Origin of the sequence: Flavobacterium sp. 245 (assembly GCF_004362055.1) — a bacterium.
In the GTDB taxonomy this organism is placed as follows: Bacteria; Bacteroidota; Bacteroidia; order Flavobacteriales; family Flavobacteriaceae; genus Flavobacterium.
Map to the genome: position 1 here is coordinate 12,622 of NZ_SNXB01000001.1, position 23,964 is coordinate 36,585.

Sequence of the window (23,964 nt, forward strand, 5' to 3'; positions counted from 1 at the left end):
GTAGTATAAAAATCACAATATCATGACACTATATCAAACAACATTCGAAAATTTCAATAAAAACTACATGGGTTCTGCAGCAATGGCTGTAATTGGTCAAAGCTGTTTAGGTGGCGCTGCTGCAATGTACATTCTTTCACACGGAACTTCTATTGGACAAATGATTCAACTGGCAATTATTGTTTTAGCTTGTGTTTTTGCCAACACTTCAATTTTAGCACAAATGAAACACAAAGTAGTTTTTAACCTTATTATTTTAAGCGCCTTATTAAGTGTTTTACTAATATTTCTGAATAGTTTTGTACTATGAAAAAGCAAATAGAAAATAGAGCTGATGTTTCTTTTCTAGTACATCAGTTCTATGCTAAAATAAGGGCCGATAAAGAAATCGGCTTTTATTTTAACGAAATGATTACCGATTGGGACGCGCATCTTGAAAAACTCACTGATTTTTGGGAAACTAATTTATTTGCTGTTCGTAAGTATAAAGGAAATCCGCATGCGGTTCATAATGACGTTGACGAACATTTTGGCAGTAAGATTACGGCAAATGAATTCGGAATTTGGCTAAATTATTGGGCGCAGACATTAGATGAACATTTTGAAGGCGAAAATGTAGAAACGCTAAAACGTAGAGCTAGAAAAATGAGCACTTTTTTGCATATGAGTATGTTTCAGCACAGACAGAAGGAAAGTGAAGTTTAAAAACTGAAAGCCTAAAAAACTACTTCTCAAAAGCATAAACCAACGTAAAAGTCCCTTCAAAATTATCTGATTTAACTTCTTGGTAATGCACATTAAAATCTTTTACTAAATCATCAAAATGAAGACTTGCCTGCGTTTGAGCTTTTTCTAAAGAAAAATCCTCAACCTGAATATGGTCTTTAAAACTGATACCTTTTTCATTTCTGATTTTAAAAATCGCTTCTTTAGCTCCCCATATAACAGTTAATTTTTGGATGTATTTTTGTGTAAATTCTGGTTTTAAATAACTGCATTCAAAGTCAGTAAATTTATCTGCAATTTTCTGAATTTTTTCACGCTGTAATTCCATGTCGATTCCTACGGTTTCGTGACTTATAATGATTGCTGCAAAATGATACGAATGTGTAATTGAAATGTAATTATGACAATCAAAATAAGGTTTTCCGAATTCGTCATAATGCAAATCTTTATCTGTAAAACCCATTTCCTGAATCAACATTCGAACGCTTAAAAAAGCACGTTGATGCAATTGAGATTTCATTCCGTCCAATCGCTTTTGTGTTTTTTCTTTCAGCACAACTTTACTCAATAATTCTTCGAGAGATTCTGTTATTTCCCAAATTAAAATTTTAGTCGTTTCGTTGAATTGTATGGTCTGAAATAAAGGCATTATTTTTTAATTATAAATTGTAAATGGTTAATTATAAATTATTGGGTGTAAATTTTAAAACATATAAGTTATTTAAGAAAATATAACTCTGGGTTAAAAGATGTAATAGTAAATATAAGCAATTCACAGCAAAGGTAATAGTTTCAGAATCTTTTTAAATGAACTTATATTACTTAAATGGTTTCAAAAGCATATTTAAGAATCTTTTTTAAATGAACTTATATTACTTATATCGTAAAAAACAATTTACAAACTAACGTTCTAAAGATTAAGAAATTAAAGATTTCACAAATCTTATAGAAATAGTAAAAATTCCAAAGGTATTCCGTAAATTTGCAAAAATTTTACAATACAAATATACTATAAATGAGTACTACAACTACGCCTTATGTGGCTTTCAAAGTAAAAGACATTTCTCTAGCGGCTTGGGGAAGAAAAGAAATTGAACTAGCTGAAGCTGAAATGCCAGGTTTAATGGCGCTTCGTGCTGAATATAAAGACGAACAACCTCTTAAAGGTGCTCGTATCGCTGGATGTTTGCACATGACGATTCAAACTGCTGTTTTGATCGAAACTTTAATTGCTCTTGGTGCTGAGGTTACTTGGTCTTCTTGTAACATTTTCTCTACTCAGGATCAGGCTGCTGCTGCTATTGCTGCTGCTGGAATTCAGGTTTATGCTTGGAAAGGTCTTGATGAGCAATCATTTGACTGGTGTATTGAGCAAACTTTATTCTTTGGTGAAGACAGAAAACCATTGAACATGATTCTTGATGATGGTGGAGATTTAACAAACATGGTTATTGACCGTTTCCCAGAATTAGTTCCTGGAATCAAAGGTTTATCTGAAGAAACTACAACTGGTGTTCACAGACTTTACGAAAGAGTAAAAGCTGGAACTTTACCAATGCCTGCAATCAACATTAATGACTCTGTTACTAAATCTAAATTTGATAACAAATACGGTTGTAAAGAATCTGCAGTAGATGCAGTTCGTCGTGCAACTGACTTAATGTTAGCTGGAAAAAGAGTTGTTGTTTGTGGATATGGTGACGTTGGAAAAGGAACTGCTGCTTCTTTCAGAGGTGCAGGATCTATTGTAACTGTTACTGAAATCGATCCAATTTGTGCTTTACAAGCTGCAATGGACGGTTATGAAGTTAAAAAATTAAACACTGTTATTGCTAATGCTGATATCATCATTACAACTACAGGAAATAAAGATATCGTTCTTGGAGAGCACTTCGAGCAAATGAAAGACAAAACTGTTGTTTGTAACATCGGACACTTTGATAACGAAATTGATATGGCTTGGTTGAATAAAAACCACGGTGCATCTAAAATCGAAATCAAACCTCAGGTTGACAAATACAACATTGCTGGAAAAGATATCATTATTCTTGCTGAAGGCCGTTTAGTAAACCTTGGTTGTGCTACAGGTCACCCAAGTTTTGTAATGAGTAACTCATTTACAAACCAAACTTTGGCACAAATCGAATTATGGAACAACAGTGCTGCTTACAACAATGACGTTTATATGTTGCCTAAACACTTAGATGAAAAAGTTGCTGCTTTACACTTAGCTAAATTAGGCGTTGAACTTGAAGTTCTAAGAGAAGATCAAGCTGCTTATATTGGTGTTGAAGTTCAAGGTCCATTCAAACCAGAATACTACAGATACTAGTAAATTTAGATTTCTGTCTCGATAGCTATCGGGATTAGATTTTTAATACATATTTCAAACCCGACAAGTTCAAAAAAACTGTCGGGTTTTTTCTTTTTGTAATTCAACAAAAAAACATTTCTCTCAAAAAATTGCACGTTTACAAATATCTACTTACTTTTAATAATTAAAATAAGGTTCTATTTCTCAAACACTTAAACAGTACAAGCTTGAAAAAAACTACTTATTTAATCGTCTTCTTTTTTTTACTAAGTCTTCCACAAATCATTTTTTCTCAGGAAAAGAAACCTAAAGTCGTATTAGTATTAAGCGGTGGTGGAGCAAAAGGAGTTGCCCATATTCCGCTTTTGCAAAAACTCGATTCCTTACACATTGTCCCTGATCTTATCGTTGGAAACAGTATGGGAAGCATCATTGGAGGTTTGTACGCCATGGGATATTCTGGTGACAGTATCGAAAAAATCACTAAAAATATATATTGGGATAAACTCCTTGGCGGAGGCCAATCGTTGCGATCTGTAAGTGCAGAAGAAAAACGAGAATTTCAAAGATATTTAGTTGGAATAGGTGTTAAAGATGGAAAACTTAATAGTATTGGTTCTCTATTAAATGATCAAAACCTAAGAGAATACCTTTCTGAATTAACCTTTCCTGTATATAATGTTAGAGATTTTGACAGTCTCCCTATTCCGTTTCGAGCTATGGCTACCGACTTGGTTGAGGGGAAAGAAGTTATTTTAAGCAAAGGTAGTTTAGCTTATGCTATGCGGGCAAGTATGTCATTGCCAGCCGTTTTTAAACCAATGCCTTACGAAAAATCAATTTTAGTAGATGGAGGGGTATTAAATAATTTCCCGACTGATGTTGCCCAACAAATGGGCGCCGATATTATTATTGGAAGTGATGTAGGTGGCGGATTGGAACCAATTGACAAACTGAACAATGTCATGACAATATTGATGCAGACCAGTATGTTTCCGAGCAATATTAAGAATCCTGCAAATCGTGATCGTTGTACAATATTAGTCGATCACTTACCCAACTTACGTTTCTCTACCGCTGATTTTGCAGATAGTGACGAAATTTACAAAGACGGTAAAATCGCTACAAATCAAAATCTTCCTGCTTTAATTGCCTTATCAGAAAAACTAAAAGCATTTCCGCAACGCACGCACGCGTTGCCTGATATGCCAAAAGAATTTGTCCTGGACACAATTGTTTATAAAAATATAAGTCCTGAGAATATGCCTTTGGTATTAGGAAGAGCAAACCTTAAAACACATGTAAAATACACCACAAAAGATTTAATAGCCGGAATTAACAGGGCTATGGGTACCAATCTTTTTGATCAGATAACCTATAGCTATTTCATCAAAGACGGAGACAAATTAGGAATTACATTGTTTGGATTTGAACGCGCCAAAAATCAGCTCAACACCTCAATACATTATGACACTTACAGAGGCGTTGGGATCATTTTTAATTACACCGGCCGAAATATTCTCGCCGATGCATCGCGTCTTCTTTTAACTTTGGATATTGCAGAACAGCCAAAAGCAAGAATCAATTATCAGAAAAATTTCGGGCAAAACAGAGAATGGTGGTGGATGTCTGAAGCTTATGGTGCCTTGCTGCGACAAGAAATTTACATCAATGGCAAAGCATCAGACAATATACTTTATAATGCTATTGAAATCAATAACGAGGTCAACAAAAATTTAAATTCGCTGAAAAGTTATGCAGGTTTTGGCTTAAACTATATCCACTCTAACCTAAAACCAAAATATGACCGGGAATACAATCCAAACTCCGTCAATATAAACAACTACAAAGCTAATAATATCGAATTCAACATGCATTATTCCTATAATGATATGGACAAGGTATTTTTTGCGACAAGCGGAAACATTATAAAAGCAAATGTAGCGAGATCATTCCTTAGTGATGTCGACGCCTCTTTTTCTGCTCCTGATTTAATAAATATTTCCGGTTCAACAAATGGCTACACAAAATTTGGTTTTAGTTTTGAAAAGAGGGCACTCTTAAAAAAGAGAATTACAGGCATTGTAGGATTTGATTCCTATTTTATTTTTCAGGATAAACTTAAAGACGATCAAATTCCGTTTTCAGGATTTGGTTATGCTACAAAATATTTTTTAGGAGGTATTATTCCAAGCTCTGGCAGCAATCGTTTTTCATTTGCCGGTCTAAATGAAGACGAAGTCAATGTCACGCAATATATGGGACTTAGACTCGGCTCTCAAATAAATCTAACCGGAAAAATTTACCTTACTCCACACTTTAATATTGCTAGTGTAGGTTTTGATACTTTTGACGATTATATCGGTCATGTATTTAGCCCAAAAGGAAAGTGGGACGAAAACACCGAGCCTAGCCTTATATTGTCTGGAGGATCAGCGATTTCTTATCAGTCTATTTTAGGTCCTATTCATTTTGATATGTCGTGGATAAACAACATTGATAAAGTGCGATTGTTTTTTAGCGTAGGATTATCACTCAATCCGTAGTTGATTTTAAAAGTATATTTTCTAAAATCTAAAATAATTAGGGCGTGCCATTATTTAAAAAAAGGCCTAAATATACTTTGCGCTCATTAGGCCTTTTCTTAAACACTGTCGGGCTATCCGGGCTACTTCGGTAGCTTCCTCCTATCCCTCACGCACACGTAGACCAAGAACTTTAAATATTCTGATATTATTTTGTGTCTCCTTAAATTTAAAATTTAAATTTGAACCCCAGAACATCAAAAAAATATGATCGAAAAAATTTTATGTGAAATACATGGTTCAAAAGAAATGACTTTCGCCTGTATTCACATTGCAATGGCAATAGACTCAAAAGAAAAAGTAGGTTTTTACTATTCAGAAGTTAAAGAAGATCTTCCACAAATTGCATGGTGCAGACAATGCGAACAATGGCTTCTTGATAATGGAGAAGTATGGACTGAAGTTTTTCAAGCCAAAGCCGATTTTAAAATGTTATGTATTGATTGTTTTGATGAAGTAAAAAGCAATGAAACAGAAATTCATATTCGATAAATAAATACTTTTCGGTTTCAAACAAAGCTTAACTTTGTAAAAAACACGAATCATGAAGAACTTCTTATTCTTATTCATTGCCATAATTTTCGAAATCATAGCAACTTCGGCATTAAAAAAATCTTCAGAATTCACTAAATTAATTCCGAGTATTATTACTGTAATTGGTTATTGTGGTGCATTTTATTGTTTGAGTTTTGCAATCAGAACAATTCCCGTTGGTTTTGCTTACGCCATTTGGTCTGGAGTCGGAATTGTTTTAATTACAGCAATTGGTGCTATTTTCTTCAAAGAAATACCAGATTTGCCAGCAATAATTGGGCTGAGTTTAATTGTAATTGGTGTTATTATAATTAATGTTTTTTCTAAAACTGTGGCACATTAATTTCAAACATTAAAAAATGAATTTCAGAAAAGCTACAATTTCGGATCTTCCCGAAATGAAGGAATTGTTCGTCCAAACCATCCAATCGGTTTGTAAAAACGATTATAATACTGAACAAATTAACGCTTGGACTTCTGGTGCAAAAATCACACAACGCTGGATTGATGTTGTTGAAAAACAATTTGTTTTACTTGTAATAATTGAAAACAAAATGGCTGGTTTCGGAACTCTGAAAGATGGCAATTATATCGACTTCTTTTTCATTCACAAAGACTTTCAAAGACAAGGAATTGCCAACAAAATCTTTACCGAATTAGAACTTGAAGCTAAAAAACATCATTCAAAAAGTATAACTTCTGATGTAAGCATAACCGCAAAACCATTTTTCGAAAAGAAAGGATTTGTTATAAAAGCAAAACAAAAAAACATAGTAAAAGGCGTTGAGATTATAAATTACAAAATGGAAAAAGAATTATAACGAACAATATAATCTCGCAAAGACGCGAAGTCGAAAAAATTTTTCTTGCTATTGTCATCCTGAGCGAAATCTAAGGATCGCAAAGTAATTCCATAAAGATAAGCAAACTTAAAAAGTAAATCTTTGCGACTTCGCGTCTTTGCGAGATTAAAAACATTGCGATCTTTGCGTAAATCTTAGCGCACTTTGCGGTTTAAAAAAACGCAGCAAGTTTCGGATTTTATGCCAGCAAAAACCAATCGATCTTTGCCTTATAAAATGGAATAAAAATGAACACACAAGAAACCATTAATTATAATCGTATAGCCGAAGCTATCGATTATATCAAAGCAAATTTTAAAGATCAGCCCAATCTTGATGAGGTTGCGGATAAAGTACATTTGAGTCCGTTTCACTTTCAGAGGCTTTTTAGCGATTGGGCAGGCACAAGTCCGAAGAAATTTTTACAGTACACAAGTCTTGAACACGCAAAGAAATTACTCAAAGAAAATCAGGCAACCATTTCTGAAACAGCCTACGAAACAGGACTTTCCGGAACAAGCCGTCTTCATGATTTATTCGTAAACATCGAAGGAATGACTCCGGCCGAATATAAAAATGGCGGAAAGAATTTAGAAATCAACTTCAGTTTTGCCGAAAGTCCGTTTGGAAATATAATTGTCGCTTCGACCCAAAAAGGGGTTTGTTTTATGGCTTTCGCCGAAAACGAAGAAATCGGATTTGAAGATTTAAAACACAAATTTCCGAATGCAACATTCTCTAGAAAACTGGATTTAGTACAACAAAATGCCTTGTTTATTTTCCAAAACGACTGGAGTAAATTATCTGAAATCAAACTGCATTTAAAAGGAACTGATTTCCAATTGAAAGTTTGGGAAACGTTGCTAAAAATTCCAATGGGACAACTTTCGACTTACGGTTCCATTGCGCATCAAATTGAAAAACCGAGTGCTTCACGCGCTGTCGGGACTGCAATTGGAAGCAATTCTGTAGCATTTTTAATTCCGTGTCATCGTGTTATCCAATCCACAGGAACCTTTGGCGGTTATATGTGGGGAAACACACGTAAAACGGCTATAATTGGCTGGGAAGGTGCGCAGATAAATCTTTAATTTAATTTACACAAAGCATATCCGTAGGGACGCACTGCAGTGCGTCTAACGTCACGTATTTCTACTTTCAATCTTTGCGACAATCTTTGCGTAGGCGCACTGCTGTCCGCCTCTACGATGAAAAAAAACCACATAATAATTTATTTATGCAAAATATACAATCAAAAATTGCTTCTCAAAACTGGGAAAGCATAACCGAATCTATGCACGAAAATGGATTTACAATCATTCCAAATTTACTGAATAACGAAGAATGCGAAGACTTGAAATTCGATTATGATAATCCAAATTTATACCGAAAAACAGTTGTTATGGAGCGTTATCGCTTTGGCTTAGGAGAATATAAATACTTTAATTATCCACTTCCGGATTTGATTCAAAACATACGTTCATCTATTTATCCAAAACTGGCTCCAATTGCCAATGCGTGGATGAAAGTGTTAAACATGGACACCATTTTTCCGGAAACACACGAAAAATTACTCGAAGAATGTCACGAAAATAATCAACTAAAAGCAACGGTTTTAATTTTAAAATATGGTGAAAGTGGTTTTAATACTTTGCATCAGGATTTATATGGAGATGTTTATTTTCCTATTCAAATAGTTCTTTTCCTAAACGAACCCGATGAAGATTTTACGGGAGGAGAATTTGTATTAACACAGCAAACGCCAAAAGCGCAATCAAAAGCGATTGTTTTGAAACCTAAAAAAGGTGATGCTTTGGTTTTTACAACCAATTTCAGACCTGTAAAAGGCACAAAAGGATATTATCGTGTCAATATGAAACATGGTGTGAGCGAAATTCATTCGGGAGAACGTTATACGTTGGGAATTATATTTCATGATGCACTATCGTGATAAATTGAATCTCGCAAAGTCGCAGAGTCGCTAAGAAATAATGCATTACTAACGTTTTAAGTTTTTAAGGAATCTGGTCTGATTTTCACAAATCCTTATTAATCTATATTTCAATATAAACTTTGCGTCTCCGCGACTTTGCGAGATTAATTCTGGTGAACGGCATACTTTGGGGATTATTTTTCATGATGCACTATCGTGATAAATTGAATCTCGCAAAGTCGCAGAGTCGCTAAGAAATAATGCATTACTAACGTTTTAAGTTTTTAAGGAATCTGGTCTGATTTTCACAAATCCTTATTAATCTTAATATTTCAATATAAACTTTGCGTCTCCGCGACTTTGCGAGATTAATTCGCGCCAATAATGCAACATTTTGCGCCTTTCCAATAACAAAACAAATGATACAACACAACAAAATTCTTGATTCCGATCTTAGAAATAAAATTAAAAATGCAGAAATTTGCTTCGGTGGAAACCGAAAACTAAAAATTTACGGAACATTAAAATGTGCTTCCGGAAAAAGAATGAAACACGAAAATCGGGTTTTCTTTTTATCGGAAGATGAAGCTAAAAAAAATGGTTTCAGGCCTTGCGGACATTGCATGAAAACCGAATATCAAAACTGGAAAAATGGACTTATTTAATCCGCATACAGACGAAAATACAAACCTGCTTCCAAAAGATGGAACGGTGAATTATTATGGAAAATTATTTTCTCGTGAAGATTCAAACCATTATTTAGATATTCTTTTGAATACTATCGAATGGAAAAATGACGAAGCGATTATCTTCGGAAAATTAATTTTGACTAAAAGAAAAGTGGCTTGGTACGGCGATTCGGGTTTTGAATATACCTATTCGAATACAACCAAAAAAGCACTTCCGTGGACAAAGGAATTATTAGAATTAAAAGCAATTATTGAAAAGGAAACGGGTGAAACTTTCAATTCTTGTCTCTTAAATTTATATCATTCCGGAGAAGAAGGAATGGCATGGCACAGTGATGCTGAAAAAGATTTAAAGAAAAATGGCGCCATTGGTTCGGTTAGTTTTGGTGCGGAACGCAAGTTTGGATTTAAACATAAAGAAACCAAAGAAGTTGTTTCCTTAATTCTGGAACACGGTAGTTTATTAGTAATGAAAGATGAAACACAAACGTATTGGTTACATCGTTTGCCTCCAACCAAAACGACTTCAAAACCAAGAGTAAATTTGACTTTTAGAACAATTGTGAGATAAAAATTATTTCTTTTTTGAGATTACATTTTCATAAGATCGTATCAGAGCGTCTTCAAACATTTCGGGTCTTACTTTTGAAAGTTCGACAATTGTCCATCCTTGTTTTCCCCATTTATTCGGAATTGGATAAAAGATCATTTCGCTTGACGCACAAAAAACAGATTGGTCGATTTCGTTTAATTTTAAAACCGCTCTGTTATTCTTTTCATCAAAAGTACCGAAGATTTTCTTATTGACACGAAAAGAAGTTTTCTCGAAATGTGGCTCTTCTGTTGCATTCGGAAACGACATGGCTAATTTTCTAAATGTTTCAATTGCTATCATAGTATAGTCTTTTAACAGACCTAACAGATTTTAAAAACCTGTTAGGTCTCAATTACCAACCTTGATTTAATCCGTTTTTTAAGACTTCATCATATTTTTCTTTATCAAAAGAATATAAATTTGGTGCTTTGTGTGCTACGTTGCTTTTCTTCTCGTCAAGCTTATTAAGAATTCCGATGTTAGTTATTTTTCTAAGAAAGTTTCTCCGGTCTAATTTTTTATCTAAAATCGTTTCGTATAATTTTTGAAGCTCTGGAATCGTAAATTTCTCGGGCAGTAAATTATATCCAATCGGCATTAAATTCAATTCTGTTCTCAAAGTGTCCAATGCTTTATCAAGAATTTCTTTGTGATCTAAAATTAATTCTGGAACTTCTTTATGATCAATCCATTCAATTATTTCGTCTTTATTGGCTGGTTTTGGAATGGTTTTCAAAAAATCTACCAACGCATAATATCCAATTGTAACAAAACGACGCATCAGCCATTTCCCTTTTTCTTCTTCAATTTTTAAATGCTCTAATATCTTTTTATCAAAATGCTGATCGTTTCGTTTTACTTTTCCGAAAGTGGCAAATTGTCTTAAAAAAATACCGTCAACTCCAGTTCTTTCATTTAAAACGGTAACCGCCGCCACATCAATATCCTGATCTACCGGAATAAATCCACCGGGCAAAGACCACGTTTCGCGATGCGGAATTTTAATCAATAAAACCTTAAGCTGATTGTCATGAAAACCAAAAATTACACAGTCAATCGACAGTCCCGGCTGATAATTTTCATTATTTTCTATGATGTCTTTTAACATTTTTGACATTTATATGCGCCTTTTTCTTTATCAAATAACCCTGCAATTTACTCTATTTTTATAAAAATAAAACAATTTAGATATTATAAGACAAAATTAGCACTTGTTAAATAAGTGTGTCTCTCACAATTTTAACTTAAAATTAAAATCAAATATAAAAAAAATAAGTACATTGCGTCATAATAACACATTTAAATAATTTTGTTATTGTTTAAAAATAAAAGTAAGAAAATTAGTATAATAAATTATATATTTGCTTCTTACTTATTTAGTCAGAAAGTCAATGCGAGAGATATGAGTACTAATCCATTAAAAAATATAAATAAAAAAATAAGAACCAAAATCTGGACTTCTTTCGGATTTGTTTCGAAAACTTATTTATTAGAAGAATCAATAAAATACAGCCAACAACAAGAAAAAATTTTCAACGAAATGATTGTTGAAACTGAGGCAAAAGATAAAAAGGCAAAACGCGAAGCTTTTGACAAGGCTTTATACGCTTCATACAAAGGAATTGGCGCTATGGATTTTATAAATACTGTTTTGAAATAATTCAAAACCTTTATAAAATCCATAACGCCAATTTAAAATTGACTTCTACTATTGTACTAATTCAAAGTCTGCTCTAAGTTTTATATCTGCTGACGAAGCTCCTATCATTACTTCAAAATCTCCAGGTTCAGCAACCCATTCTAATTTATTGTTATAGAATGAAAGTTTCTCTTTATCAATCGTAAACTCAATTGTTTTAGATTCTCCAGCATTTAATTTCACTTTTTGGAAATCTCTTAATTCTAAAACTGGCCTAACAACAGATCCAAATTTATCTTTCAAATACAATTGCACAACTTCTTCTCCTGCCACTTTTCCAACATTTGATAATTGGAAAGAAACCTTAATTGTTTCGTTGCTTTTAATTTTTGTTGAAGATAATTTCAAACCAGAATAATCGAATTTTGTATAACTCAAACCGTATCCAAATGGAAATTTAGGTGAGTTTTTTAAGTCAATATAAGCTGAAACATAGTTTTTAGAATCTTCATTTTTAGCTGGTCTTCCTGTGCTAAAGTGATTATAATAAATTGGTATTTGACCAACTTCTCTAGGGAAACTCATAGGTAATTTTCCTGACGGATTATAATCTCCAAATAAAACATTTGCGATTGCATTTCCTGCTTCTGAACCTAACCACCACGTATAAACAATTGCAGGAACGTTATCTGCTGTCCAATTGAAAATAAGTGGTCTTCCTGCATTTACTAAAACCACAACTGGTTTTCCTGTTGCCTGAATTGCTTTTACTAAATCTTCCTGAACACCTGGCAAATGTAAATCGCTTCGGCTTTTTGCTTCACCGCTCATGTCGTGCCTTTCTCCAATACTCAAAATAACAACATCGGCTTGTTTTGCCGTTTCTACTGCTTCTGCAAAACCATCTTTATTGTCACCAGTAACGTCACAACCTTTAGCGTAAAGCAGTTTGGTATTTTTACCCACTTTATTTTGCAAACCATCCCATTGCGAAACAACCCATTTATCATAATCTACATTTGGCAATTCAACAGACCAAAATCCCATATTGGCTTTGTATTCTTTTACCATTGGTCCAATGAATGCAATTGTTTTTAAACTTTTAGAAAGTGGCAACGTTTGGTTATCATTCTTTAATAAAACAATACTTTTCTCTGCTACTTGAAGCGCCGCTTTTCTATTTTCCGGATTTGCCAAAACCTTCTCAGCTCTTTTTTCATCTGAATATCGATAAGGATCATCAAATAATCCTAACTCATATTTTTTGCGTAAAATACGCTTTACCGCATCATCAATCAAATCGATAGAAACTCTTCCTTCTTTTACTAAAGCCACAAGATTGTTACGATACGCATTACTTTCCATGTCCATATCACTTCCTGCAGTAATAGCAGCATACGCAGCTTCTTTAAGATCTTTTGAGTAACCGTGCGCCACCATTTCTCCAATTGATCCCCAGTCAGAAACTACAAAACCTTGAAAATTCCATTTTCCTTTTAAGATATCACGTTGCAAATGTGCATTTCCTGTTGCTGGAATTCCGTTCAAATCATTAAATGAATTCATAAATGTCGCCGCACCAGCATCTAAAGCCGATTTAAAAGGAGGCAAATACGTTTCAAGCAACATTCTTTCACTCATATCAACAGAGTTATAATCTCTTCCGCCAACACCTGCGCCATAAGCCGCAAAGTGTTTTACACAAGCCATAACAGAGTTTAAATCTCCTAATTTATTTCCTTGAAAACCTTTTACGCGTGCATAAGCAATTTTAGAACCTAAGTACGTATCTTCTCCGGCGCCTTCCATAACTCTTCCCCATCTTGGATCACGTCCAATATCAACCATTGGAGCAAATGTCCAGTGAATACCGCTTGCAGATGCTTCAGTCGCTGCAACTCTTGCTGCTAATTCAATTGCTGCTAAATCCCAGCTCGCTGCTTCGGCTAACGGAATCGGAAATGTTGTTTTGTAACCGTGAATAACGTCCTGACCAAACAACAACGGAATTTTTAAACGCGACTGCATAGCTAATTCCTGATATTGTCTAGTATATTTTGTTCCAATGATATTCAACATCGAACCTATTAAACCTTGTTTAATTTCAGATTGTTTGTTGGGGTTTATGGTAATTGGCCCTGTTGCCTGATTATCACCAGTGTATTGATTAAGCTGACCTATTTTTTCTTCAATAGTCATTTTCTTCAATAGAGCATCTACTTTCTGGTCTATTGTTTCTTGTTGAGCGACCGCAAAAAACGATACCATCAACAAGGTAAATGTGGTTAATTTCTTCATGAATTTAATTTTGATTACCAAACGTAAGTTGCTACCGCACCAGCGTTTAAAGTAGTTGAAATTTGTTTTTGATTGTATTTGATATTGAATGTTTCTGCTGTAGTTCCGTCATTTTCTACAATTAGGACAATTTGACCTGATGGCGTCTTGAAAGCAACATTATGCAAATTTCCAGCAATATTACTTCCAATTCTTACGGATCCTTCAGGAACAAATTTCGAAGCATGTCCAATAATATAATAGCCTACTTCTCTTTTAATATTCTGATTTTGATCAATCATTAAAGCACCTTTACATGTAGAACATCCTCCCGGCGTAAACGGTTTGTAGTATTCGTCATTTGCTAATCCCCATGAAAGTGCATTTTTGCTCCAATTTCGCATTGAACCAATTACAACATTTTTCACACTCCATTTCAAGTCGTTTTCAAAACTGCTTTTTGATCCTGTATATTGTTCTGTAAAATATAAATCTTTATTTGGAAACGCATCATGAACTGTTGTCAAAGCGCTGATATCACCTTCGTACAAATGAAAAGCAGAACCAGCAACAAATGGATTTGCTTTTGGATCTTTTAAAATCGTCAAAGGATATTCTGGCTTATTGCAATTATGATCGTAAACAATAATTTTAGTTTTAATTCCTGCTGCTTTAAATGCTGGGCCTAAATTGTTTCCAATAAAATCTGCCTGCTGTTCCGCCAACATTAGCAAACTAGGATTATTTCCTGGGTGCAAAGGTTCGTTTTGAGGCGTAATCGCATCAATTACAATTCCCTGCGCTTTCATTGCCTGGATATATTTTACAAAATACTCGGCATAAACCTGATAATATTTTGGCTGTAAACTGCCACCTTTTGAACTTCCGTTATCTTTCATCCAAACTGGAGGCGACCACGGAGAACCCATAATTTTGATTTTCGGATTTATGGCTAAAATTTCTTTTAAAACCGGAACCACATCTTTTAAATCTGGACCAAGATTAAAATGTTCCAATTTTAAATCGGTTTGGCCTTCTGGCATATCATCATACGAAAAAACTGTTTCATTCAAATCTGAAGCACCAATACTGATTCGTAAATAACTTATACCTACAGCATCATTTTTTCTAGAAAAAAGCTCTTGAAGCAATGCTTCTCTTTTTGCTTTATCCAGTTTCAAAATAGTCTGAGCACTTCCTCCAGTTAAAGAAAATCCAAAACCTTCAATAGTCTGAAATTTCTGTGAAGCGTCAACCAAAATGGTCTGATTTGAATTTACATCTGAGTTAAAAACCAAATCTGGCTGTTTTTTCAATTTTGATGTTTCATCTGTGGTTGTAATCCAAGAAGCAGCTTTTCCAGAATTGGACGTTGCATTTTTTGAAGAACCGCATTTTATTTGAACCGCTATTAAAGGCAGTAAAAGTAAAATTTGAAGTTTTTTGATGCTATTTTTCATATCTAATCTATTTCTATTAAAACAGGTAAATGATCTGAAGGATATTTTAAATCTTTAGAATCACTTAAAACTGCATGTTTATAAATCTTAAGCCCGCTATTTTTTGAAACAAAAATGTAATCAATCAATAATGTTACAGGTTTGTCGTGTTTAAAATCATTGAACGTTCCAGAGGGCCCAAAAGGTTTTTCTACTGAAACATCTTTTGTATCATCCATCACTTTTTTTACTGCCACAATTTGTTTTGTATCCGGCTCCGAATTAAAATCTCCCATTAAAAAAACAGGATATTTTTTTGTGTTGACTGCTGCAATTTTTGACAAAACAAGATCAACACCCTTTACTCTCGCAACCTCGCCCATATGATCCAGATGCAGATTAAAAACATAGAATACTTTTTTAGTTTTTAAATCCTTAAAAAGACCATACGTGCAAATTCTATTGTAAGCCGCATCCCAACCTTTCGAAATTACATCTGGTGTTTCTGACAGCCAAAATGTATTTGAATGCAATAGCTGAAAACGGCTTTTTTTGTAATAAATCGTACAAGCTTCTCCTTTTCCAACGCCTTCTCTTGCAACTCCAAAATTTTTATATTCTGGCAAAGCCAAAGCAATATCTGTAACCTGATTTGGAGTTGCTTCCTGAACTCCAAAAATATCAGGACTGTAAAATTGTATTTGAGAAGCAAAATAATCCTTTCGGTTTGGCCATGCATTTTCTCCGTCAGAAGCAATATCCAAACGAATATTGTAAGTCATAATTTTTAGATTCTGACCATAAAATGAACCACTAACAAAAAGTAGGAATACTACTAAAATAACTTTACTTGCCTTTTTCATATTTTAAAAAATTTTAATCTGTAAAGCTACTGTTTCCGGAGCTTTACAGAAAAAATTTTATGTTAATTGTACACCCTTACATAGTCAACTTCAAAAGTTGCATTGGTAAAATTAGGATCAACTGTTCCTCCAAAATTTCCACCCATAGCCAAATTCAAAATCAAGAAAAAATTGGCATTAAATGGTGATGAACTAGTATTTCCATATGTGTAAAATAAATTGTCATCTACATAAAACTTAATGCTTTCTGCGCTCCATTCGGCGGCATAAACATGAAATTCTGTGGCTGAATTTGGAACCGTTGTTATAGCAGTGTCAGGAGTATTTCCTGAGCGCCCAGGTGAATGCAAAGAAGAATGGTTTACATTTGGATTATTTCCAACCGATTCCAAAATATCAACTTCGCCACACGCTGGCCAGGGAGCCGTATCAATATTGTCGCCCAGCATCCAGAAAGCAGGCCACGTTCCGCCACCAACTGGCAATTTTGCACGAACTTCGGCACGACCATATTTAAAAGAGAATTTTCCTTTTGTAAGCAATCTTGCCGAAGTATAATGGCTTCCCATATATTCTTCTTTAATTGCTTTAATTTTTAAAAATCCATTTTCAACAATTACATTTTCAGGACGAGTTGTGTAATATTCTAGTTCGTTATTTCCCCAACCGTTTCCAGTTCCGGTATTGTATCCCCATTTTGAAGTATTTGGCGCACCATTGACATCAAATTCATCAGCCCAAAGCAATTTTCGAGCAACAAAAACATTTACCGAAGTTGTTGTGCTCACAAACTGTAAGCCGTTATATGCAGAAACTATAATTGGATAATTTTTAGTTCCCGAAGTTGTAAATTCATATGTCAAATCACCTGCTGTAATATCTTGTGACTTATTATCAATCACCACTTTATATGACGTTGCATTTGTCGCCGTAATTGTCAATTTCACTTTTCCGCTACCGTCACCGTTAGGTTTATCAGCAGTTTTACCAATTACTTCTACCGTAACAGAAAGATTTGAAGGTCCTGTTGCGGCAGGGGTCTCATCTCCAGAATCATTTCCACTGCTGCAAGACTGACTAACAAATAGTAAAGCAAGCAAAAAACCGGTTTTCTTTATTAAATTGTATAATTTCATTGGTTGTTGTTTAGATTAGTTTCTAGTTTTAAAGCTTATTTTTTTCCTTCAGAAAAATCTAAATAATTCAAATTGAAGCCTCCTTTTTCAAAAACTGCTTTAATTTTAGTTGTTCCCTCTTGTAATTCTACTCCAGATAAAACAACCGTTTTCCATTTGTCATTTCCTCCAGTTGCAGGAAGTACAATAGATTGTGATTTTTTCCCGTCAGCTGTTTCAAAATGCAATTTTCCTTCTGCTTTTTCGCTTGAATAACGAATCGCAACTTTATATTTATTTTGTTTTTTAACTTCTGATGTAAACTGTAGCCATTCTCCATCTTCGATAAAAGAAACCTGATAACCATTTGATCCAGAATCTTTACAAGGCAAAATATCTACACCATCATTTCTCATGGTATTTCCTTTGTTCCACTCATCAAAATTTCCAGTTTCAACTCTGTAGTTTATAAAATCTTTATCTGAATAAGCATATCCGTTTGTTCCTAAATCATATTGTGTTGCAACAACTTTTCCAGGAATATTATGCTTTTTATAAGGTTTTGTATCGTTTGTCTGAACTTGTCTAAACATTGCATCGATTACGTCTGGCTTAACCGTTACGTTTTCCATTTTGTAATTATCCGCCATTTTCATCAGCGCTTTCTTTGCAAATTCGGGAGTTGGCTTTTGACCTCCATCTTTCCAATATTTCAATAAAACATCATATTCTGGAATTTTCGTTACCGAAGCCACACCAGCAATATTCTCGATTTTTTTCATTGGCCAAAAAGCCCATCCAATGTTGTTGCTTTCTACCAAAGTCAAAACATCCTTGAACCAAACATTTGAATTTTCTCCACTTTCACCTAACCAGATTGGTACATTGTATTGTTTTCTGTAATCCAGCATTTTCTGAATAGAACCTGTTGTATTATAGTTCCAATATTTATGGAAACTCAACGCCATATTTTCATCCCATAAAGGAAAAATTCCATTATAATTATTACCCCAGCAATTTCCTTCGATAATAACCATGTGGTTGGTATCTACTTCGCGAATTGCTTTTGTAACGGAAACCATCAAATCTCTTAACGGTCCGTTTGAATTTTCGTCGCAACCATTTTTATTGGTTCCGGTAAAGTTCCAGTTTGGCTCGTTAATAATATCATAAGCGCCAATCCAAGGATTGTCTCTATAACGAGAAGCTAATTTTTTCCATAAAGCAATCATTTTTTTCTGATTAGCTTCACTGTTCCAAAGTGACGGTTTTGTAGTATCGTAATCTGAAATTGCAGCGTCATTTCCCTGACCTCCCGGCGCGGCGTGCAAATCTAAAATCAGATACATTTTATTTTCGGCACACCATTTCAATAAATTATCGGTCATTGTGAAACCTTCTTCTAAAAAGGTAATTTCATCATTTTTTTCTTCCTGAATTGATGGTGTATATAAATTGTAATGCATAGGAAGACGCACAGAATTGAAACCCCATTTTGCCAATGAATCAATATCGCGTTTCGTGATTCCATTTGCTTTGTAAGCGGCATAAAACTCTTTAGTTCCCTGCTCGCCAATAACATCCTGAATTTTTTGCTTAATTTGATATTGCGGACTGGCAAATGGCTGTGTCTGCAGCATATATCCTTCCTGAACCATCCAGCCACCAAGACCCAATCCTCTTAAAATTATATTTTTGCCGTTTCCATCAACAATGTTTTGTCCATCTCTATGCAAAAAACCTTGTCCAAATGAAGCAGCAGTCAATAAAAGAAATGCCCCTGTAATTATTTTTTTCATACCGAAAACTTATTTATTCTCCGTTCTAAATTGTGCTATTATTTCCACGTAAATGTTCCTACCGATCCTCCATCTAGTGTAACGGTAACCCATTTATCATTGAATTTAATATTGAAAATTTGCATATCTGATCCGTCGTTTTCAACAATTAAAACTTTAGAACCTGTTGGTGTAACAAAAGCAACATTTTGAAGATTGCCACTAATGTTACTTCCAATTCTAACAGAACCAGCCGGAACAAATTTTGAGGCGTGAGCAATAATATAATAAGCAACATTACGCTGAAAACTTTCACTTGAAGTCACCGTCAACGCTCCCTTGCACATATTACATCCACCAGCAGTATGAGGCTCAAAAGAACCGTTGTTGGCTAAATTCCATTCTAATGCATTTTTGCTGTAATTTCTCATCGAACCGATAACTACATTTTTAAGATGCCATTTTAAATCGCCTCCAAATTCACCTGTTGACGAAGTCCACTGTTCAGTGAAATACACATTTTTAGTTGGAAAAGCATTGTAAACATTTGAAAGAGCGCTGATATCTCCAGCATATAAATGAAATGCAGAACCATCTACAAAAGGAAATGCATCGGCATCAGCCAAAATAGTTTTTGGATAACTAGGCTGATCGCAGTTATGGTCATATGCAATAATTTTTGTTTTGATACCAGCCGCCTTAAATGCAGGCCCTAAATTTGTTTTTATAAAATTAGCTTGTTCTAAAGCAGACATATACATACTTGGGTTATTGCCATCGTGCAACGGCTCATTTTGTGGCGTTACAGCATCAATAGTAATACCTTCAGCTTTCATTTGCTGAATATATTTCACAAAATATTTCGCATAAACATCATAATATTTTGTTTGTAATTTTCCTCCAATAAAACTGTCTTTGTCTTTCATCCAAAGCGGTGCTGACCATGGAGTTGCACAAATTAAAATCTTAGGATTAATTGCTAGAATTTCCTTCAAAAGTGCAATTACACCCGCTTTATCCTTATCTAAACTAAATTTTGCTAAATCCAAATCAGTTTCGCCTGTTGCAAGATCATCATATGTAAAAGGAGAAGCATTTAAATCTGATGCACCAATACTGATTCTGATATAACTGATTCCAATTGAAGTTTCGCCTGAGCCGAAAAGTTCCTGCAAAAGAGCACTCTTTTTCGCCGGAATCATTTGATTGATTACATCGGCACTTCCGCCAGTTAGCGTATATCCAAAACCATCAACAGTTTGGTATTTTATTGCTTCATCAACTACAATGTTAGGAAACGTATTATAAGTAGTTCCAAACCCTAATGTTGTAGTTTGCTTAGCCAAAAGAACACTTTGATTACCTTTTGTCAGCCAGAAATCAACGTCATTTGTTACTGTCACTGGCGGAGTTACAACCGGTGGAGTTACGGGAGGTGGATCTGTAGCATCATTTGAAGATGAGCATTTAACTTGAGCAAATATTGCCGAAGCAAAAAATAATGCTTTTATAGTGGTTTTTAAATTGAAGTTCATTTTTATAGTTTTTTAGTTAATAGTACCGCTAGTAAACAATTGTTTGAATAGCGTGTGCCGGAATAGTAATAGTGGTTTTTAAAGCGTTGCTGGTTAAATTGTAAACAACATCTTTATCAGATTGGTTCATAACAATAGTGGCAATTTTTCCATCGGTATTTTTAAATGACGTACTTAAAAGGGTTTTATCACTAATGGTCTGTGTTATGCGTTTTGCATTTGCGCGAATAAATTTTGAGAAATGGCCAATATAGTAATACATTGGTGTATAGATCAGTTCATCCTTTGTAACATCGGCGTGGATTGGTGCAAAACAAAAATTGCCTACATGATTTGGTCCTCCATTTTGGTCGAGAAGAATGTTCCAATCTGTCCAGCCTGCTGTTCCGTTATTAAAGTCATTAATCATATTAAGACCGTAACGTTCGGCATTTCCCCAAAACTGAAATCTTGTGGCGTCAAATTTTTCAACACAGCCTTCTGTAAATAAAAGCCCTTTATTTGGAAAAGCTTTATGAACTTCGCCAACAGATTCAAATCTTGGCGGTCCGCCATTCCAAGTTTCATACCAGTGAAATCCAATTCCCCAGGCAAATTTTGATACTTCAGGATCAGAGAAAACAAGATTAGCACGTTTTTCCAGCATTTCGCCACGGTTGTGATCCCAAATAATTACGTTTTTTGATGCCAATCCTTCTTTTTGTAAAGTTGGACCAAGGAAGTTTTTCAGAAAATCTCTTTCGGCTTCAGGAGTGTAAATGCAGGATTCCCATCTTTGTTTAGCCATTGGCTCATTTTGGATGGTTAATCCCCAAATTGGAATCCCTTCTTTTTCATATGCATTTATAAATTTTACATAGTAATTAGCCCATGACTGCGCAAATTCTGGCAACAAAACGCCGCCGTGCAAAATATCGTTATTGTCTTTCATGAAAGCTGGGGGACTCCACGGACTGACAAATAATGTTAATTTCCCGCCGGCTGTTTCAATTGCTTTTTTTAGAAGTGGAATTCTGTATTTTCGATCGTGGTCAATACTGAAGGTTTTCAATTCCTTGTCACCGTCGGCAACATAGGTATAACTGTTGCTGCTAAAATCGCAGCTATGAATGTTGGTTCTGGCTAATGAATAACCAATTCCTTTATCTTTATCGTAGTAAGCGTTTAAAAATTCCTGCTGCTTTTTTGGAGATAATTTGGCAAAAACTTCAGCGCTTGCATCAGTAATTGCACCTCCAATCCCAAGGAAAGTCTGATCAGTATGTTCAGGATCTACATTGATAGAAACTGATGAAATTGTTTGTTGTGATGTGTTGTTCGAAATTAAATTATTCGATAGTGATAATTTAAAATTCGTGTTTTCGGCTGTAGTATAAACCGCTATTTTTTTATTTGATTTGGAACCAGAAACCACAGAAGCATCTGCAATTTTTGATGAATTACAACTAAATTGCAAAATTAGTATTGGGGCGATTAAAATGCTGCTTATGGCTTTCATTATACTTTCAAAAAAAACGATTTAATTTAGAAAAAGTAAATTGAGGGTCAATTTGGATGATTCAAATCAACCCTCCTTATTTACAAATAATATTAATATACAAGTGTTTGTATAGCATGCGCAGGAATCTTAACTACAGTCTTTTCAGCAGCTATAATTAAGTTATAGGTAATCTCTTTATCTGACTGATTCATGACAATTGTTGCCATTGTACCATCAGTATTTAAAAATGAAGTACTCAATAAAGCACTTCTGCTTACTGCAGTACTAACACGAACTGCATTTAAGCGAATGAATTTTGAAAAATGTCCTATGTAATAATAAGATGGTGTGTAGATCAATTCGCCAGTTGTTGTATCTGCGTGAATTGGTGCAAAACAAAAGTTGCCTACGTGGTTAGGGCCTCCATTTTGATCTAAAAGAATGTTCCAATCTGTCCAGCCTGCTGTACCATTATTGAAATCATTAATCATCGAAATACCGTATCTCTCACCGTTACCCCAAAACTGATATTTTTTGGCATCGAATTTTTCAACACATCCTTCAGTAAATAAAAGACCTTTGTTTGGATATGCTTCATTTACTTTTCCAACATTGTCAAACATTGATGCTCCACCAGACCAAGTTTCGTACCAATGAAATCCCATACCCCAAACATATTTTGAAGCTTCTGGATCAGAATAAATAACATTTGCTCTGTAGTTCATTAAATCACGATTGTGATCCCAAACAATGATTTTTACATCACCCAGTTTTTCTTTTTTCAAAGTTGGCCCAAGAAAGTTTTTGATAAAATCTCTTTCGGCTTCAGCGGTATAAATACAAGATTCCCAAGTTTGCACTGCCATTGGCTCATTTTGAGTTGAAGTTCCCCAAATTGGAATTCCTTCTTTCTCATATTCTTTTATAAATTTGGCATAAAAATTGGCCCAAGTCTGATAATATTCAGGCAATAATGTTCCGCCTTTAAGAACATTTTTATTGTCTTTCATGAAAGCATTTGGCGACCATGGAGCAACATACGTTGTTAATTTTCCACCAGCCTTAGCAATAGCTTGTTTGATTAACGGAATACGAAATTGTCTATCATGCTCAATAGAAAAAGTTTTTAAATCCTTATCGCCTTCTTTGATATAAGAATAGCTTCCACTGCTAAAATCAGAACTCTGTATCGTTGTTCTTAGCAAAGAATAGCCTATCCCTTTTTGTGCATCGTAATAAGCATTTAAGAATTCTTGTTGTTTTTCTTTTGAAAGTTTAGCAAAAATTTCGGCACTCGCGTCTGTAATCGCACCACCGATTCCCATAAAAGTCTGGAACTTTTTTGAAGGCTCAACAAATACAGATGATTCTACTTCAAGAGGCTGTTTTGAGGCTGAAAAAGTTAAATTATCAGTAGAAGTTAATCTTAAATTAGAATTCTCAGCTGTCGTATATACGGTTACTTTTTTTCCATTGGTTGTAAATTCTTTTTTTGCTTTGGGCTGGGCAAAAGCAGCCACTGAAAACAAAAAACATAGAATTTTTAAACTATTATTTTTCATTCTTTCCTTATTATTAAATTCGAAATACAAGTTCTCAGAAAACTCACTTTCTGACAGC

23 protein-coding genes are annotated in these 23,964 nt (G+C 34.4%); 12 read left to right on the forward strand and 11 right to left on the reverse strand.

Going from position 1 to position 23,964, the window contains the following annotated elements:
* Window positions 1–22: 22 nt before the first annotated feature.
* On the forward strand, window positions 23–310 hold the full coding sequence (locus EV145_RS00070; protein WP_133523218.1) for a hypothetical protein: 288 nt from the start codon (window positions 23–25) through the stop codon (window positions 308–310).
* A complete protein-coding gene (locus EV145_RS00075) occupies window positions 307–705 on the forward strand; it encodes a group III truncated hemoglobin (protein WP_133523219.1) in 399 nt (132 codons plus the stop codon). Before EV145_RS00070 ends, EV145_RS00075 begins: the two co-directional genes overlap by 4 nt.
* A gap of 19 nt (window positions 706–724) precedes the next feature.
* On the opposite strand, the gene EV145_RS00080 is transcribed toward EV145_RS00075, so the two are convergent.
* Window positions 725–1,375, reverse strand: a complete 651-nt coding sequence (locus EV145_RS00080) for a 4'-phosphopantetheinyl transferase family protein (protein ID WP_133523220.1) — start codon at window positions 1,373–1,375, stop codon at window positions 725–727.
* Window positions 1,376–1,741: 366 nt separating this feature from the next.
* Here EV145_RS00080 and ahcY point away from each other — a divergent pair, with 366 nt between their 5' ends.
* The 9 genes from ahcY to EV145_RS00125 all read left to right on the forward strand — a co-directional run bounded on the left by ahcY (window position 1,742) and on the right by EV145_RS00125 (window position 10,194).
* A complete protein-coding gene (gene ahcY, locus EV145_RS00085) occupies window positions 1,742–3,058 on the forward strand; it encodes an adenosylhomocysteinase (protein WP_133523221.1) in 1,317 nt (438 codons plus the stop codon).
* A 209-nt stretch (window positions 3,059–3,267) separates the two neighbouring features.
* Window positions 3,268–5,586, forward strand: coding sequence for a patatin-like phospholipase family protein (locus tag EV145_RS00090; RefSeq protein WP_133523222.1), 2,319 nt, complete (start codon window positions 3,268–3,270; stop codon window positions 5,584–5,586).
* Window positions 5,587–5,832: 246 nt separating this feature from the next.
* Window positions 5,833–6,117, forward strand: a complete 285-nt coding sequence (locus EV145_RS00095; RefSeq protein WP_133523223.1) for a hypothetical protein — start codon at window positions 5,833–5,835, stop codon at window positions 6,115–6,117.
* Window positions 6,118–6,169: 52 nt separating this feature from the next.
* Window positions 6,170–6,502: a DMT family transporter gene (locus EV145_RS00100; protein WP_133523224.1), complete on the forward strand. Its 333-nt coding sequence runs from the start codon at window positions 6,170–6,172 to the stop codon at window positions 6,500–6,502.
* Window positions 6,503–6,518: 16 nt separating this feature from the next.
* Window positions 6,519–6,980: a GNAT family N-acetyltransferase gene (locus EV145_RS00105; RefSeq protein ID WP_133523225.1), complete on the forward strand. Its 462-nt coding sequence runs from the start codon at window positions 6,519–6,521 to the stop codon at window positions 6,978–6,980.
* Window positions 6,981–7,249: 269 nt separating this feature from the next.
* Entirely contained in the window at window positions 7,250–8,092 is an 843-nt protein-coding gene (locus EV145_RS00110; RefSeq protein WP_133523226.1) for a bifunctional helix-turn-helix domain-containing protein/methylated-DNA--[protein]-cysteine S-methyltransferase, read from the forward strand.
* A 146-nt stretch (window positions 8,093–8,238) separates the two neighbouring features.
* Window positions 8,239–8,952: a 2OG-Fe(II) oxygenase gene (locus EV145_RS00115; RefSeq protein ID WP_133523227.1), complete on the forward strand. Its 714-nt coding sequence runs from the start codon at window positions 8,239–8,241 to the stop codon at window positions 8,950–8,952.
* A gap of 401 nt (window positions 8,953–9,353) precedes the next feature.
* Complete coding sequence (locus EV145_RS00120; RefSeq protein WP_133523228.1) at window positions 9,354–9,599, forward strand: Ada metal-binding domain-containing protein; 246 nt, start codon at window positions 9,354–9,356, stop codon at window positions 9,597–9,599.
* Entirely contained in the window at window positions 9,586–10,194 is a 609-nt protein-coding gene (locus EV145_RS00125) for an alpha-ketoglutarate-dependent dioxygenase AlkB family protein (RefSeq protein WP_133523229.1), read from the forward strand. Before EV145_RS00120 ends, EV145_RS00125 begins: the two co-directional genes overlap by 14 nt.
* Before the next feature lie 3 nt (window positions 10,195–10,197).
* On the opposite strand, the gene EV145_RS00130 is transcribed toward EV145_RS00125, so the two are convergent.
* Both EV145_RS00130 and EV145_RS00135 read right to left on the reverse strand, forming a co-directional pair.
* Entirely contained in the window at window positions 10,198–10,518 is a 321-nt protein-coding gene (locus EV145_RS00130) for an MmcQ/YjbR family DNA-binding protein (protein ID WP_133523230.1), read from the reverse strand.
* 52 nt (window positions 10,519–10,570) lie between these two features.
* On the reverse strand, window positions 10,571–11,335 hold the full coding sequence (locus EV145_RS00135; RefSeq protein ID WP_243739179.1) for an NUDIX hydrolase: 765 nt from the start codon (window positions 11,333–11,335) through the stop codon (window positions 10,571–10,573).
* 285 nt (window positions 11,336–11,620) lie between these two features.
* Here EV145_RS00135 and EV145_RS00140 point away from each other — a divergent pair, with 285 nt between their 5' ends.
* Window positions 11,621–11,878, forward strand: a complete 258-nt coding sequence (locus EV145_RS00140) for a hypothetical protein (protein WP_133523231.1) — start codon at window positions 11,621–11,623, stop codon at window positions 11,876–11,878.
* 48 nt (window positions 11,879–11,926) lie between these two features.
* Here EV145_RS00140 and EV145_RS00145 read toward each other — a convergent pair whose 3' ends face one another.
* The 8 genes from EV145_RS00145 to EV145_RS00180 form a co-directional block, all read right to left on the reverse strand.
* Complete coding sequence (locus EV145_RS00145) at window positions 11,927–14,155, reverse strand: glycoside hydrolase family 3 N-terminal domain-containing protein (RefSeq protein ID WP_133523232.1); 2,229 nt, start codon at window positions 14,153–14,155, stop codon at window positions 11,927–11,929.
* A 14-nt stretch (window positions 14,156–14,169) separates the two neighbouring features.
* Window positions 14,170–15,594 carry a glycoside hydrolase family 30 protein gene (locus tag EV145_RS00150; RefSeq protein WP_133523233.1) on the reverse strand — a complete coding sequence of 475 codons (1,425 nt, stop codon included), beginning with the start codon at window positions 15,592–15,594 and terminating at the stop codon, window positions 14,170–14,172.
* A gap of 2 nt (window positions 15,595–15,596) precedes the next feature.
* Window positions 15,597–16,436 (reverse strand): endonuclease/exonuclease/phosphatase family protein, encoded by an 840-nt coding sequence (locus EV145_RS00155; protein WP_133523234.1) that lies wholly within the window; start codon window positions 16,434–16,436, stop codon window positions 15,597–15,599.
* A gap of 62 nt (window positions 16,437–16,498) precedes the next feature.
* Window positions 16,499–17,572, reverse strand: coding sequence for a glycoside hydrolase family 16 protein (locus tag EV145_RS00160; protein WP_133523235.1), 1,074 nt, complete (start codon window positions 17,570–17,572; stop codon window positions 16,499–16,501).
* 35 nt (window positions 17,573–17,607) lie between these two features.
* Complete coding sequence (locus tag EV145_RS00165) at window positions 17,608–19,350, reverse strand: cellulase family glycosylhydrolase (protein ID WP_133523236.1); 1,743 nt, start codon at window positions 19,348–19,350, stop codon at window positions 17,608–17,610.
* Between the two features lie 38 nt (window positions 19,351–19,388).
* Window positions 19,389–20,864: a glycoside hydrolase family 30 protein gene (locus tag EV145_RS00170; protein ID WP_133523237.1), complete on the reverse strand. Its 1,476-nt coding sequence runs from the start codon at window positions 20,862–20,864 to the stop codon at window positions 19,389–19,391.
* Between the two features lie 28 nt (window positions 20,865–20,892).
* Complete coding sequence (locus EV145_RS00175; protein WP_133523238.1) at window positions 20,893–22,362, reverse strand: glycoside hydrolase family 30 protein; 1,470 nt, start codon at window positions 22,360–22,362, stop codon at window positions 20,893–20,895.
* A gap of 92 nt (window positions 22,363–22,454) precedes the next feature.
* The gene (locus tag EV145_RS00180; protein ID WP_133523239.1) at window positions 22,455–23,906 is read right to left on the reverse strand and encodes a glycoside hydrolase family 30 protein; all 1,452 of its coding nucleotides are present in this window, start codon (window positions 23,904–23,906) and stop codon (window positions 22,455–22,457) included.
* Between the last annotated feature and the right edge of the window lie 58 nt (window positions 23,907–23,964).